We start from the raw sequence: 13,603 nt of genomic DNA, 5'->3' as shown, positions 1-13,603 counted from the left end.
CACCCGCATGTCGAAGACGATCCTGATCACCGGCGCGTCCAGCGGCCTGGGCGCCGAGATGGCCCGCCAGTTCGCGGAGAAGGGCTACGACCTGGCGCTGGCGGCGCGCCGGACCGAGCGGCTCGAGGAGCTGAAGGCCGAGATCGCCTCGGCCCACGCAGGCCACGACCACGAGGCGCCGCGGATCGCAGTGCGCGCGCTCGACGTCACCGACCACGAGGCGGTCTTCTCGACGTTCCGGTCGTTCGCCGACGAGCTCGGCCGCATCGACCGGGTGGTGGTCAACGCCGGGCTCGGCAAGGGCGCGCGGCTCGGCACCGGACGGTTCGACGCCAACCTCGAGACGGCGATGACCAACTTCGTGGGCGCCCTCGCGCAGACCGAGGCGGCCATGGAGATCTTCCGCGAGCAGGAGGCCGGCCACCTGGTGATGGTGTCGTCGATGTCGGCGATGCGCGGGATGCCCAGCTCGATGACGACGTACGCCGCCACGAAGGCCGGTGTGGCGCACCTCGCCGAGGGGCTGCGCACCGAGCTGCACGGCACCCAGCTCCAGAAGCGGATCAAGGTGACCGTGCTCTACCCGGGCTACATCCGCTCGGAGATGAACGAGAAGGTCGAGCAGTCGACCCCGCTGATGGCCTCCACCGAGAAGGGCGTCCGCTCGATGGTCGCCGCCATCGAGAAGGAGGTCGCCGACGCCTGCGTGCCCCAGATCCCGTGGGCGGGCATGGCGCCGGTGATGAAGCACGCCCCGCTGGGCGTGCTCAAGAAGCTGATCTGACGGGTCAGACCCGTCCGCGGCGCAGCACCCAGAAGAGGGCCGCGATGACAAGGATGATCAGCAGGATGACCAGGATCGTCTTCATGAACCGCCGGTACCCAGAACCGCGGAGCCGAGCCGCTATCCGCCCTGGGTGATGATCCGGCGGCAGCGCTGCTCGAAGCCCGCGACCGCAGGCCCGAAGGCGGCGTACGCCTCGTTGGTCGTCTGCTTGTGGAAGTAGCGGTACCAGATCTGCTGTGCGATCACGGCGAACCGGAACAGCCCGTAGACCTCGTAGAACCGCCACTGCTCCGGCGTGAGCTCGAGACCCATCCGCTCGAGGTAGGCGTCGATGAGCTGGTGGCGGGTCCACATGCCCGGCTCGGCGGTGGGCTGCCGGCGGGTCATCTGGAAGAACTCGTCGTCGTCGGCCTGCACCCAGTACGCCAGCGTGCAGCCGAGGTCCATCAGCGGGTCGCCGACGGTGGCCAGCTCCCAGTCGAGCACGCCGATGATCCGGGTGGGGTCGTCGGCGGCGAGCACCATGTTGTCGAGCCGGTAGTCGTTGTGGATCATCCGCTGCCCGACGTCGGCGGGCTGGTGCTCGTCGAGCCAGGAGGTGATGTCGGACCAGTCGCCGGTGTCGTCGGTGCGCGCGTTGGCGAGCCGCTTGATCCAGCCACCGATCTGGCGCGCGACGTAGCCGTCGCCGCGGTTGAGCTCCTGGAGGTCGGGCACCGCCGTGACGTCGACGGAGTGCAGCGCGACCAGCGTGTCGACGGCCGCGTTGCAGAGGCCGTCGGCCTGCTCGGGGCTGACCGGGAAGCCGAAGTCGCGGCGCGGGATCAGCCCGTCGAGGCGCTCCATGACGTAGAGCTCGCTGCCGATGGGGCTGTCGGCCTCGGTGGCGTAGGCGATCATCCGCGGCACCTGGGGGAAGACCGGCGCCAGGGCCCGCTGGATGCGGTACTCCCGGCTCATGTCGTGGGCGCCCTTGGCCTTGGTGCCCGCGGGCGGCCGGCGCAGGATCAGCTCCCGCACGCCGCCCTCGCTCTCGACCAGCCGGAGCAGGTAGGTGAGGTTGGACGCGCCGCCGGGGAACTGCCGCACCTCGCCGATCTGTCCAGCGCCGGGGGCGACCTCGTCGAGCCACCTCTGCACGGCCCCGACGTCGAACGCGTCCTCGTCGCGGACCGGCCTGCTCTCGTCAGCCACTGCTCTCCTCCAGCTTCCGCGCCTGGGCGCGGAGCACCTGGTCGTAGGCGGGCCGGTCGCCCACCTTGAGGTCGTACGCCGCCCGCGCGGCCGGGTCGGGGAGCACCAGCTCCTCGCCGCGGTCGAGCGCCGCCAGCACCTCGGCGGCGATCTCCTCGGCGCCGAGGGGAGCCTGCTCGACCAGGTGCCGCATCACTCCGGCGAGCGCGGTGTCACGGCCCTGGATCGAGCTCATCAGGTTGGTGCGGAAGTACGACGGGCACACCACGTGGGCGGTCACGCCGTACGCCGCGAGCTCGTGGCCGGTCGTCTCGGTCAGGGCCACCACCGCGGCCTTGACCGCGTTGTAGGACGCCATGCCGGCCGGGTGTACCAGCCCCGCGAGCGAGGCGACGTTGACGACGCGACCGGACCGCTGCCGCTTGAACATCGGCGTGAACGCGCGGGTCCCGCGCACCGCCCCGAAGAGGTTGATGTCGAAGATCCACTGCCACTCGTCGAGGCCCGCCACGTCGAGCCGGCCGCCGCCCGCGACGCCGGCGTTGTTGACGAGCACGTCGATCCCGCCCCACGTCTCCTCGACGTGGGCGGCCGCCGCGGACCAGTCGTCGTCGCTGGTCACGTCGAGCCGGCGTACGCCGTCCGCCTCCCGCCGGTCGGTGCGCAGGACCTGCGCGCCGCGGCTCTCGTAGGCCGCGGCGAGCGCCGCGCCGAGGCCGGACGCGGCGCCGGTGATGAGAACACGTTCCGGTGCGGGCACGGCCGCGACTCTAGTGGGTCGGGCCAGACCGGGGGTGCGTCAGTTGTGCCCCACCCGCGGGCCGAGCCGGATGCTCCCGATGTCGAACGACCCGTCCCGCCGCGCGTCGTCGTACCAGATGTTGTCGGAGGTGCCGGTCGACGCGAGGGCACCGGTGCGCACCCAGCGCGGCTTGCCGATGCAGCCGCGCGGCACCGTGAACGACACCGTGTCGGCGCTCGGGCTGACGCCGGCACCGATGCGACCGGCGCACACGGCGGACCCGTTCTTCGTCGAGAGTCCCTTGAAGACCGTCCCGCCCTCGTTCTCGACGTACCCGAAGTAGCTCTTGCGCGGCGTGCGGATCCGGAGCTGCAGCGCGATGTGGTCGCCAAGCTCGCGAGCCTCGACCACGAGGCGCACCCGGGTGCCGCGGTGCCGGGTGGTGAAGCGGGTTACGTCGACCGTCTGGTTGGCGGGCGCGTCGGACTCGTCACCGCTCGGGATCGCGACCTTCACGACGTCGCGCGCCGGGTCACGGGCGACGTCGGTCGCCGCCGTCGCTGGCGGGACGCCCGCAGCAACGGCTGCCGCCGCCACGAGAGCGACGGCAGCCGTCCTGGTACCTCGAGAAAGCCTCATGTGCCGAGGCTAGGCCGCCGTGCGGGCGACGTCAGTCGTTCTGCGGGAAGCCCAGGTTGATCCCGCCGTGGCTCGGGTCGAGCCAGCGCGAGGTGACCGCCTTCTCGCGGGTGAAGAACTCCACGCCCTGCGGGCCGTAGGCCTTCGCGTCGCCGAAGATCGACGCCTTCCAACCACCGAACGAGTGGTAGGCGACCGGCACCGGGATCGGCACGTTGACGCCGACCATGCCGACCTCGGCGTCGAGCATGAACCGCCGGGCAGCGCCGCCGTCGTTGGTGAAGATGGCGGTGCCGTTGCCGTAGGGCCCGCTGTTGATGAGCTCGACGCCCTCGGCGTACGACGAGACGCGCACGACCGACAGCACCGGGCCGAAGATCTCGTCGGTGTAGACCGTCGAGGTGGTCGGCACCTTGTCGACGAGCGACGGGCCGAGCCAGAAGCCGTCGGGCTCACCGTCGACCTCGATCCCGCGCCCGTCGACCACGACCGACGCGCCGTCCTCGGCCGCGACGTCGAGGTAGCCCGCGACCTTGTCGCGGTGCTCCCGGGTGATCAGCGGGCCCATGTCGCAGCCGCGCCGGCCGTCGCCGATGACGAGCTTGCCCATCCGGTCGCGGACCTTCTCGATCAGCTCGTCGCCGACGGGGTCGACGGCGACGACGACCGAGATCGCCATGCACCGCTCGCCCGCGGAGCCGAAGCCCGCGTTGACGGCCGAGTCGGCGACCAGGTCGAGGTCGGCGTCGGGCAGCACCAGCATGTGGTTCTTGGCGCCGCCGAGGGCCTGCACCCGCTTGCCGTGGGTGGTCGCGGTCTCGTAGACGTACTTCGCGATCGGCGTGGAGCCGACGAACGAGATCGCCGCGACGTCGTCGTGCGTGAGCAGCGCGTCGACGGCCTCCTTGTCGCCGTGGACGACGTTGAAGACGCCGTCGGGGAGGCCGGCCTCCTTGAGCAGCGCGGCCATCCAGTTGGCGACGCTGGGGTCCTTCTCGCTCGGCTTCAGCACGACGGCGTTGCCCGTCGCGATCGCGATCGGGAAGAACCACATGGGCACCATCGCCGGGAAGTTGAACGGGCTGATGATGCCGACGACGCCCAGCGGCTCCTTGATCGAGTAGACGTCGACGTCGGTGGAGACGCCCAGCGAGTAGGCGCCCTTGCTCAGGTGCGGCATGCCGCACGCGAACTCCACGACCTCCAGGCCGCGGGCGACCTCGCCGGCCGCGTCGCCGAGCACCTTGCCGTGCTCGGAGGTGAGGATCGCCGCGAGCTCGTCCTTGCGCTGGTTGAGCAGCTCGCGGAAGCCGAACAGCACCTGCTGGCGCTTCGCGATCGACGTGCGGCCCCACGAGGCGAACGCCTCCTTGGCGGTGGCGACCGCCTTGTCGACGTCGGCCGCGGAGCCGAGGCGGACCTCCTTGGCCACGACGCCGAGCGCGGGGTCGTAGACGGGGCCGGTGCGGGTCGAGGTGCCGGCGTCGGGGCCGCCGGCGATCCAGTGGTCGAGCACGGGGGTGGTCATGCGATTTCTCCGTCCAGAAGGGTGAGTACGGCGTCGTACGTCGCGAGCGCCTCGCCGACCTCGTCGGCGGTGACGACGCACGGCGGTACGACGTGGATGCGGTTGTCGACGACGAAGGGCAGCAGTCCGCGCTCGACGCACGCCGCCTTCGCCTTGCCCATCAGCGCTGCGGGGAGGGGCTCGCGGGTCGCGGGGTCGGCGACCAGCTCCATCGCCCAGAAGACGCCCAGGCCGCGCACCTCGCCGACGACGCGGTGCTTGTCGGCCAGCTCGGCGAGGCCGGGCCCGATCACCTCGGCGCCGATCTGCCGGGCGTGGTCGACGATGCCCTCGGCCTGCATGGCGTCGAGCGCGCCGACGATCGAGGCCGCAGCGAGCGGGTGGCCGCTGTAGGTCAGGCCGCCGGGGAAGACCCGGTCGTCGAACGTCGCGGCGACCTCGTTGCTGATGATGACGCCGCCCACCGGCACGTAGCCGGAGTTGACGCCCTTGGCGAAGGTGATCAGGTCGGGCTTGACGTCGAAGCCGTCGAGGGCGAGCCACTCGCCCGTGCGGCCGAAGCCGGCCATCACCTCGTCGAGGATCAGCAGGATGCCGTGCTCGTCGGCGAGCGCCCCTACACCGGCGAGATAGCCCGGCGGCGGCACCATGATCCCGGCGGTGCCGGGGATGGTCTCGAGGAGGATCGCCGCGACGCTGGCGGGACCCTCGCACTCGACGACGCGCCGCAGGTGCTGGAGCGCGCGCTCGCACTCCTCCTCCGGCGTCGTGGCCCAGAACTCCGACCGGTAGAGGTAGGGGCCGAACGCGTGCACGTGGCCGCGCGCGTACTCGTTGGGGATCCGGCGCCAGTCGCCGGTCGCGACGATCGCGGCGCCGGTGTTGCCGTGGTAGGACCGGTAGCGCGAGATCACCTTGTCGCGACCGGTGTGCAGGCGCGCCATCCGGATCGCGTTCTCGATCGCGTCGGCCCCGCCGTTGGTGAAGAAGACCTTGTCGAGGCCGTCGGGTGCCAGCGCGGTGATCCGCTTGGCCGCCTCGCCCCGCGTCAGGTTGGCGGTCGCGGGCCCGATGGTCGCCAGCTTGTCGGCCTGCTCCTTGATCGCGGCGATCACCGCCGGGTGCTGGTGGCCGATGTTGACGTTGACCAGCTGGCTGGAGAAGTCGAGATAGGTGCGGCCCGAGTGGTCCCACACCTTGGTGCCGAGGCCGCCCGCGACGGGCAACGGCTTGAGCGCCGCCTGGGCGCTCCAGGAGTGGAAGACGTGCCCCTTGTCGAGCTCCGCGGTGAGCGCGTCGAGGTCACGGTCGAGGTCTGCTTGCGTCATTGCTCCTCATCTCGGTGCTGCTTCTCTGGTGATGCCGTGTCGTGCCCGGAACCGGCGGTACCGGGTGGATGAGCGCCCCACGCACTCACCCACCCGGCTGTCCCCGGACCGGGCGGGCGGCTAGTTGCCGCCCTCGGTGAGCTCGACCTCGATCGGCTCGTAGTCGGCACCGGTGGTGTCGACCTCGTCGCCCAGTTCCTCGATGGCCTGCTCGATGTAGGTGTTGTCGTAAGCGGTCTCGGGCGGCTCCTCGGTGATCAGGTTCTGTCCCTGCTCGTTGACCGCGGAGAGCGCCCCGTCGACGGTCTGCTGCCAGGCCGCCTCGTCGATCACGCCGATGCCGTTCTCTGCCGGCCAGATCAGCTTGTTGACCTCGTTGGCCATCCACAGCTCGTGGGTCGGCGGCCAGGCAGAGCCGGCGTCGACCGTGATCTGCGCGGCCTCCTCCACGTTGTCACGCGCGAACGCCCAGCCCTTGATGACGGCCTTCAGGAACGCGACCGTGGTCTCGGCGTACTCCTCGTCGCTCTCCAGCCGCTCGGTGTCGGCCCAGATCGCGTCCTGGAGCATGGCGCCCTCGGTGTCCTCGTAGGAGATGACGTTGAAGTCCTCCGGCTGGTAGAGCTCGCCGGTGTCGGGGTTCACGGTCTCGAGGAGCTGCGCGTACTCGTTGTAGGTCATCGCCTGCGCGGCGTCGATGTCGCCGGAGAGGAACGCGTTCATGTTGAAGTCCTGCGTGACGATCTCGACCGACTCGGAGTCGAGGCCCTCCGCGGCCATGGCCGCGAAGATCTCCCACTCGTTGCCGAAGCCCCACGAGCCGATGCGCTGACCCTCGAAGTCGGCGACCGACTCGATGCCGGAGTCGGCCCACGAGACCTGCAGCGTGCCCGAGCGCTGGAAGATCTGCGCGACGTTGGTCAGGTTGGCGCCACCCTCGATCGACCCGAGCACCTTCGGCACCCACGCGATCGCGTAGTCGGCGTCGCCGGCGGCGAGCGCGTCCTGCGGCACGATGTCGCCTCCGGACGGGACGATCTCGACCTCGAGGCCCTCCTCCTCGAAGAACCCCTGCTCGACGGCGGCGTAGTAGCCGGCGAACTGGGCCTGCGGCAGCCACTGCAGCTGCAGCGTGACCTCGGTCAGGTCGCCGTCGCCCCCGCCGCCACCGTCGTCGCTGTCACCACAGGCGGCGATCATCGGGGCGACGGCGATCGTGACCAGGCTGGTCACGAGGGCGCGTCTCATGCGGTTCTTCATGGGCAGGTTTCCTTTCATCGGGCATCCGTGGTGGGCCACTGGTGCTGCGCGAGGCGCTCGATCGCCGCGGTGACGACGTAGAACGCGAGACCGAGAAGGATCGCCGCGCCGACGTACGCCCAGGCACGGGCATAGGCGCTGGTCGCTGCGGACGTCGAGATGAAGGCGCCGAGCCCGCCGCGCGGACCGCCGAAGTACTCGGCCACCAGCGCGGAGATCACCGCGAGCGAGCTGGCGATGCGGACACCGGTGATGGCGTATGGCGCCGCTGTGGGCAGCGTGACCGCGCGGAACGACTGCAGCGGCCCGGCCGCGGTCGCGCGCATCAGGTCGCGCTGGATCGGCGTGGTCTGGCGCAGGCCCCGGAGCGTGTTGACGAAGACGGGCACGAACGCCGCGAGGGTGGCGATCATCCGTCGGCCGTACTCGCTGTCGGCGCCGTACATCGTGTTGAGGACCGGCGCGAGCGCGACGATCGGGACCACCGCGATCGAGGCGACGACCGGCGCGAGCATGCCGTCGACGGCGCGCACCCAGCCGGCGACGGTCGCCAGCAGGACGCCGAGCACACTGCCGGCCACCAGGCCGAAGAGCGCGTTGACGCCGGTGGTGGTCGCCGCCTCCTTGATCGCGTCGAAGTTGGCGGCGAACTCCTCGCGCACCTCCGCCGGGCCGGGCAGGAGGTACTCCTCGACGCCGACGACGTCGGTCAGCAGCCACCAGACGAACAGCCCGGCGAGCCCCACGACCACAGGCGCGGCGACGCGGAGCACCTGCCCGACCCCGCGCCCGGCGCGGGTCGGGGTGACGCTCGTGGTGACGGTGGTGGCAGTGGCCATCAGCGCTGCTCCCTGGCGGCCTTGGCCACCGGCGCGCCGTGCAGCGCCTCGCGCACCTCGGTGACCTTCTCGAAGAAGACGCTCGCCTCGCGCAGTGCCTCGTCGCGCGCGACCGACCGCGGGATCCCGGTGGTGACGATGCCGCTCACGCGGCCCGGGCGGGGCGACATCACGACGACCCGGTCGGACAGGAAGACCGCCTCCGGGATCGAGTGGGTGACGAACACGACCGCGGCCCCGGTCTCGCCGGCGATCCGCGCCAGCTCGGACTGCATCCGCTCGCGGGTCATCTCGTCGAGCGCGCCGAACGGCTCGTCCATCAGCAGCAGCCGCGGCCGCTCGGCCAGGGCGCGAGCGATCGCCACGCGCTGCTGCATGCCGCCCGACAGCTGGTCGGGGTGCCGGTCGACGAACGCCTCGAGGCCGACCAGCTCGGCGAGCTCGGCGACGCGCTCCTTGCGCTCGGCCTTGCCGACCCGGTGGAGCTCGAGCGGCAGCGCGATGTTGCCGGCGACCGTGCGCCAGGGCAGCAGGCCGGCCTGCTGGAACGCGATGCCGTAGTCCTGGTCGCGGCGCGCCTGGGCGGCGCTCTTGCCGAACACCTCGACGGTGCCGGCGGTCGGCTGGTCGAGGTCGGCGACCAGCCGCATCAGCGTGGACTTGCCGCACCCGGACGGGCCGATCAGCGACACGAACTCACCGGGGCCGACGGTGAGGTCGATGCCGGAGAGAGCCTCCACGGCGCCACCCTTGGCGGCGAAGACCTTGTCGACGCCGGTGACGCGGACGGCGTCGCCGGCCGGAGCGGTGTCGAAGGCGGAGCTGTCGAGGCTGTCGCGGCTGTTCACTGCTGGCCCTTCGGTGGGGGTCATCTCTTCGGTTCCGGTCATGCGGGGTCCCTGCGGCGTTGTTCGGAGGAGCGAAGCGGGGGAGAAGAACGTCGTGGGGTGCTCATGCTGTCGCCTCCCCGCGGCGGTAGTTCCTGAGCAGCACCCCGAGCAGCGCCACGAATCCGGCGGCCACCAGGCCGAGGCCGATGGCGCCGAGGATCGGCGCCCAGGCCTTCGCCGGGTCGCCGGACGCCTGGCCGGCGAAGCTGACCAGGAGCCGCCCGATGCCGTCGAGGTAGCCGGTCGACACCTCGGCGACCACGCCGCCGACCACGGCGCTGGCCGCAGCCAGTCGCAGGGCCGGCAGCAGGTAGGGCACGGCGGCGGGGAACCGCACCTTGAGCAGGGTCTTCCACCAGCCCGCGGCGTAGGTGTGCATCAGCTCGGTGTGGGTGCGCTCGGGCGACTGGAGGCCCTTGAGCGCTCCGACGGCGACCGGGAAGAACGCGAGATAGCTGGCGATCACCGCGACGGAGAGCCACGGCGGCCACTCCCAGCCGCCGATCTCGACGCGTGAGCCCCAACTGCGCACCACCGGGGCGAACGCGATGAGCGGCACGGTCTGGCTCAGCACGATCCAGGGCAGCAGGCCCCACTCGGCGATCCGGACGCCCTGCATCAGCACCGCGAGCAGGAGCCCGACGAGCGTGCCGGCGAGCCAGCCCACCGCGGCGATGCCGAGCGACACGCCCGCGGCCTTCGCCACGAGGAGCCACAGCGGCTCGGCGCCGTCGAGACTGGTGGCGGGCTCGAGGATCCGCTGCACGATGTCCCAGACGTGGGGCATCGCCAGGTCGGTGGTGCGCGGCAGCACCCGGTTGTCCCCCACCAGCAGGCCGTCCTCGGGACCGAGCGCCTTGTAGCCCTCCCACAGGGCGGCCACGGCGAGCAGGCCGAGGATCCCGAGGAGCAGGGGTCGGATTCGTGCGACCAAGGGCTCAGGCCTTCGCGGTCACGTGGTCGCGGAGCTTCGGCATGATCGACTCGCCGTACAGGCGCATCGTCTCCTCCTTGTTGTCGTGCTGGAGGTAGACCGAGAACTGGTCGACGCCGATGGCCTTGAGCTCCTCGAGCTTGGCGACGTGCTCCTCGGGGGTCCCGAGGATGCAGAAGCGGTCGACGATCTCGTCGGGCACGAAGTCGACGTGGTCGTTGTCGGCCTTGCCGTGGGTGTTGTAGTCGTAGCCGGTGCGGCCGGCGATGTAGTCGATCAGCACCTGCGGGAAGTCGGCCTCGGTCCCGTACTTGTTCACGATGTCGGCGATGTGGTTGCCGACCATGCCGCCGAACCACCGGGTCTGCTCGCGCATGTGCTTGATGTCGTCGCCGACGTACGCCGGCGCGGCGACGCAGAACGTCAGCGCCTCCGGGTCACGCCCGGCCGCCGCGGCCGCCTCCTTGACCTTGGTGATCATCCACTTGGCCACGTCGACGTCGGCGAGCTGGAGGATGAACCCGTCGCCCGCCTCGCCGGCCGTCTTCAGGGCGAGCGGTCCGTAGGCCGCGATCCAGACCTCGAGCTCGGACGTGCGTGCCCACGGGAACTGCAGGGTCGCGCCGTTGACCTCCACCGGCCGGCAGTTGCCGAGCTCGCGGATCACGTGGGTCGCCTCGCGCACCTCCTTGAGCGTGCACGGCTTGCCGTTGAGCACGCGGACGGCGGAGTCGCCGCGGCCGATGCCGACGACGGTGCGGTTGCCGTACATCTCGTTGAGCGTGGCGAACACCGACGCCGTGACCGTCCAGTCGCGCGTGGCCGGGTTGGTGACCATCGGGCCCACGATGACCCGCTTGGTCTCGTTGAGGATCGCCGAGTAGATGACGTAGGGCTCCTGCCACAGCAGGTGGGAGTCGAACGTCCACACGTAGTCGAACCCGTGCTCCTCCGCCTGCTTGGCCAGGCCGACCGTGCGCCAGGCGGGCGGGTTGGTCTGGAGAACAACTCCGAAGTCCATGGTGCTCCTTAGGTCAGGTACTGGGTCAGGTCGCGCTTGAGGAACTGGCCGTGGCCGACGGTTCCCTTGAACTCGCCGTTCTCGACGAGCACCGTGCCGCGGGAGATGGTCACGTCGACGTGCCCGTCGATCTCGAAGCCCTCCCACGCGGAGTGGTCCATGTTCATGTGGTGCTTCTTGCCCTCGCCGTAGCCGATCGAGGTGTGGCCGTTGGGGTCGTAGACCACGATGTCGGCGTCGGCACCGGGCTGGATGACGCCCTTCTTGCCGTAGAGGCCGAACATCCGCGCCGGCGTGGTGGAGATGAGCTCGACCCACCGCGGCAGCGAGATCCGGCCGTCGACGACGCCTTGGTAGAGCAGGTCGACGCGGTGCTCGATCGAGCCGATGCCGTTGGGGATCGCGCGGAAGTCGTCCTTGCCGAGCTCCTTCTGGTCCTTCATGCAGAACGGGCAGTGGTCGGTCGACACCATCTGGAGGTCGTTGGTGCGCAGCCCCTGCCACATGGCCTCCAGGTGGCCTTCCTCCTCGGAGCGAAGCGGCGTCGAGCAGACCCACTTGGCGCCCTCGAAGTCGCCCCACTCGTCGCTCTTCGCGCCGAGCTGCTTCTCGAGCGAGAGGTAGAGGTACTGCGGGCAGGTCTCGCCGAAGACGTTCTTGCCGTTGTCGCGGGCCCACGCGACCTGCTGCACGGCCTGCTTCGCGCTCATGTGGACGATGTAGAGCGGCGCGTCGGTGAGGTCGGCGAGCATGATCGCCCGGTGCGTGGCCTCCTCCTCCATCTGCCAGGCGCGCGCGATGCCGTGGAAGTACGGCGCGGTCTTGCCGGACTCGGCCAGCTGCGCGGCGAGGACGTCGATCGCGGGGCCGTTCTCGGCGTGCATCATCGTCAGGAGGCCCATCTCGCGGGCCTTCTGCATGGCCCGGAGGATCTGGGCGTCGTCGGAGTAGAAGACGCCGGGGTAGGCCATGAACATCTTGTAGGACGTGATGCCCTCGTCGACGAGGTTCTCCATCGCCTTGAGGGACTCGTCGTCGACGCCGCCGATGATCTGGTGGAAGCCGTAGTCGACGGCGCAGTTGCCGCCGGCCAGCTCGTGCCAGTGGGCGAGCCCGTCCTCGACGCGCTCGCCGTACTTCTGCACGGCGAAGTCGATGATCGAGGTGGTGCCGCCCCACGCCGCCGCGACGGTGCCGGTCTCGAACGTGTCGGACGCGAACGTGCCGCCGAACGGCAGCTGCATGTGGGTGTGGGCGTCGATGCCGCCCGGGATGACGAGCTTCCCGGTCGCGTCGATCACCGTGTCCACGCTGCTCGCGAGGTCGCTGCCGAGCAGCGTGGACCCGGGCTCGAGGACGGCGGCGATGGTCTCGCCGTCGACCAGCACGTCGGCGGTCACGGTGCCGGTCGCGTTGACGACCGTGCCGCCCTTGATCAGCAGGGTGCTCATTACTCTCCTCGGTGATCGAGTAGCCGGAGCCCCCTAGGGCTCCGGCGTATCGAGATTCAGGGCTTGGCGATCGCGGCGTACGAGTCGGGCCGGCGGTCGCGGTAGAACTGCCAGTCGTCGCGCATCTGCTGGACCATGTCGAGGTCGAGGTCGCGCACCAGCAGCTCCTCCTTCTCGCTCGAGCCGAGGTCGCCGACGAAGTTGCCGCGCGGGTCGATGATCTGGCTGGTGCCGTAGAACTTGACCGCCTCGGCGCCGTACTCGTTGTCCTCGAGACCGACCCGGTTGGGCTGGAGGACGAAGTAGCCGTTGGCGACCGCGGCGCAGGGGCCCTCGACCTCCCAGAGCCGGTTGGAGAGGCCGGGCTTGGTGGCGTTGGGGTTGAACACCATGTGCGCGCCGTTGAGGCCGAGCTCGCGCCAGCCCTCGGGGAAGTGGCGGTCGTAGCAGATGTAGGTGCCGACCTTGCCGACCGCGGTCTCGAAGACCGGGTAGCCGAGGTTGCCGGGACGGAAGTAGAACTTCTCCCAGAACTTCTCCACGTGCGGGATGTGGTTCTTGCGGTACTTGCCGAGGACCGTGCCGTCGGCGTCGACGACGACCGTGGTGTTGTAGTAGACGCCGGTCTGCTCCTCCTCGTAGATCGGGAGGATGTGCACCATGCCGAGCTCCTTCGCGAGCGCGGCGAAGCGCTGCACGATCGGGCCGTCGGCGGGCTCAGCGTAGCGGTAGTACTTCTGGTCCTGGGTGATGCCGAAGTAGGGGCCGTAGAAGAGCTCCTGGAAGCACATCACCTGGGCGCCCTGCTCGGCGGCGTCACGGGAGAACTGCTCGTGACGGTCGAGCATCGACTCCTTGTCGCCGGTCCAGGTGGTCTGGCTGATCGCTGCGCGCACGATGGTCAACGGGGGCCTCCGCAAGCTCGGGGAACTGTTATCTTGCTCACTGAACATTTCGCTTGGATTTCCCGCGTGTCAAGCGTTTCCGCAC

General features: G+C 70.3%; 13 protein-coding genes. 1 reads left to right on the top strand and 12 read right to left on the bottom strand.

Annotated elements, in window-relative coordinates; genetic code table 11:
- The first annotated feature begins 7 nt into the window (after window positions 1-7).
- Window positions 8-784 (top strand): SDR family oxidoreductase, encoded by a 777-nt coding sequence (locus HNR19_RS22175; protein ID WP_179669976.1) that lies wholly within the window; start codon window positions 8-10, stop codon window positions 782-784.
- A gap of 120 nt (window positions 785-904) precedes the next feature.
- Here HNR19_RS22175 and HNR19_RS22170 read toward each other — a convergent pair whose 3' ends face one another.
- The 12 genes from HNR19_RS22170 to HNR19_RS22115 all read right to left on the bottom strand — a co-directional run bounded on the left by HNR19_RS22170 (window position 905) and on the right by HNR19_RS22115 (window position 13,509).
- Window positions 905-1,981, bottom strand: coding sequence for a phosphotransferase (locus HNR19_RS22170; RefSeq protein WP_179669975.1), 1,077 nt, complete (start codon window positions 1,979-1,981; stop codon window positions 905-907).
- Window positions 1,974-2,741, bottom strand: coding sequence for an SDR family NAD(P)-dependent oxidoreductase (locus HNR19_RS22165; RefSeq protein ID WP_179669974.1), 768 nt, complete (start codon window positions 2,739-2,741; stop codon window positions 1,974-1,976). The genes HNR19_RS22170 and HNR19_RS22165 overlap by 8 nt, the downstream gene beginning before the upstream one ends.
- A 39-nt stretch (window positions 2,742-2,780) precedes the next feature.
- Complete coding sequence (locus HNR19_RS22160) at window positions 2,781-3,362, bottom strand: hypothetical protein (RefSeq protein ID WP_179669973.1); 582 nt, start codon at window positions 3,360-3,362, stop codon at window positions 2,781-2,783.
- Window positions 3,363-3,393: 31 nt separating this feature from the next.
- Window positions 3,394-4,890 carry a CoA-acylating methylmalonate-semialdehyde dehydrogenase gene (locus HNR19_RS22155; RefSeq protein ID WP_179669972.1) on the bottom strand — a complete coding sequence of 499 codons (1,497 nt, stop codon included), beginning with the start codon at window positions 4,888-4,890 and terminating at the stop codon, window positions 3,394-3,396.
- Window positions 4,887-6,218 (bottom strand): aspartate aminotransferase family protein, encoded by a 1,332-nt coding sequence (locus HNR19_RS22150; protein ID WP_179669971.1) that lies wholly within the window; start codon window positions 6,216-6,218, stop codon window positions 4,887-4,889. The genes HNR19_RS22155 and HNR19_RS22150 overlap by 4 nt, the downstream gene beginning before the upstream one ends.
- Window positions 6,219-6,338: 120 nt before the next feature.
- Entirely contained in the window at window positions 6,339-7,478 is a 1,140-nt protein-coding gene (locus HNR19_RS22145; protein ID WP_179669970.1) for an ABC transporter substrate-binding protein, read from the bottom strand.
- 14 nt (window positions 7,479-7,492) lie between these two features.
- Window positions 7,493-8,317, bottom strand: a complete 825-nt coding sequence (locus HNR19_RS22140) for an ABC transporter permease (RefSeq protein ID WP_179669969.1) — start codon at window positions 8,315-8,317, stop codon at window positions 7,493-7,495.
- Window positions 8,317-9,207, bottom strand: a complete 891-nt coding sequence (locus tag HNR19_RS22135) for an ABC transporter ATP-binding protein (protein ID WP_246303569.1) — start codon at window positions 9,205-9,207, stop codon at window positions 8,317-8,319. Before HNR19_RS22135 ends, HNR19_RS22140 begins: the two co-directional genes overlap by 1 nt.
- 61 nt (window positions 9,208-9,268) lie before the next feature.
- Window positions 9,269-10,141, bottom strand: a complete 873-nt coding sequence (locus HNR19_RS22130; protein ID WP_179669968.1) for an ABC transporter permease — start codon at window positions 10,139-10,141, stop codon at window positions 9,269-9,271.
- A 4-nt stretch (window positions 10,142-10,145) separates the two neighbouring features.
- The gene (locus tag HNR19_RS22125) at window positions 10,146-11,162 is read right to left on the bottom strand and encodes a TIGR03842 family LLM class F420-dependent oxidoreductase (RefSeq protein WP_179669967.1); all 1,017 of its coding nucleotides are present in this window, start codon (window positions 11,160-11,162) and stop codon (window positions 10,146-10,148) included.
- 8 nt (window positions 11,163-11,170) lie between these two features.
- Window positions 11,171-12,613, bottom strand: a complete 1,443-nt coding sequence (gene hydA / locus HNR19_RS22120) for a dihydropyrimidinase (RefSeq protein WP_179669966.1) — start codon at window positions 12,611-12,613, stop codon at window positions 11,171-11,173.
- Window positions 12,614-12,669: 56 nt separating this feature from the next.
- Entirely contained in the window at window positions 12,670-13,509 is an 840-nt protein-coding gene (locus tag HNR19_RS22115; RefSeq protein WP_425490735.1) for a nitrilase-related carbon-nitrogen hydrolase, read from the bottom strand.
- Between the last annotated feature and the right edge of the window lie 94 nt (window positions 13,510-13,603).

Source organism: Nocardioides thalensis (assembly GCF_013410655.1).
Classification (GTDB): Bacteria; Actinomycetota; Actinomycetes; order Propionibacteriales; family Nocardioidaceae; genus Nocardioides; species Nocardioides thalensis.
The sequence above is the reverse complement of the archived record's forward strand: the minus strand, read 5'-3'. Positions and strand labels throughout refer to the sequence as shown.

What these genes read in the sequence shown, in the direction of transcription:
- HNR19_RS22175 (WP_179669976.1), top strand. Translation starts at nt 8, where the DNA reads ATGTCGAAGACGATCCTGATCACCGGCGCGTCCAGCGGCCTGGGCGCC.
- HNR19_RS22160 (WP_179669973.1), bottom strand. Translation starts at nt 3,362, where the DNA reads ATGAGGCTTTCTCGAGGTACCAGGACGGCTGCCGTCGCTCTCGTGGCG.
- HNR19_RS22155 (WP_179669972.1), bottom strand. Translation starts at nt 4,890, where the DNA reads ATGACCACCCCCGTGCTCGACCACTGGATCGCCGGCGGCCCCGACGCC.
- HNR19_RS22150 (WP_179669971.1), bottom strand. Translation starts at nt 6,218, where the DNA reads ATGACGCAAGCAGACCTCGACCGTGACCTCGACGCGCTCACCGCGGAG.
- HNR19_RS22145 (WP_179669970.1), bottom strand. Translation starts at nt 7,478, where the DNA reads ATGAAGAACCGCATGAGACGCGCCCTCGTGACCAGCCTGGTCACGATC.
- HNR19_RS22140 (WP_179669969.1), bottom strand. Translation starts at nt 8,317, where the DNA reads ATGGCCACTGCCACCACCGTCACCACGAGCGTCACCCCGACCCGCGCC.
- HNR19_RS22135 (WP_246303569.1), bottom strand. Translation starts at nt 9,207, where the DNA reads ATGACCGGAACCGAAGAGATGACCCCCACCGAAGGGCCAGCAGTGAAC.
- HNR19_RS22125 (WP_179669967.1), bottom strand. Translation starts at nt 11,162, where the DNA reads ATGGACTTCGGAGTTGTTCTCCAGACCAACCCGCCCGCCTGGCGCACG.
- hydA (WP_179669966.1), bottom strand. Translation starts at nt 12,613, where the DNA reads ATGAGCACCCTGCTGATCAAGGGCGGCACGGTCGTCAACGCGACCGGC.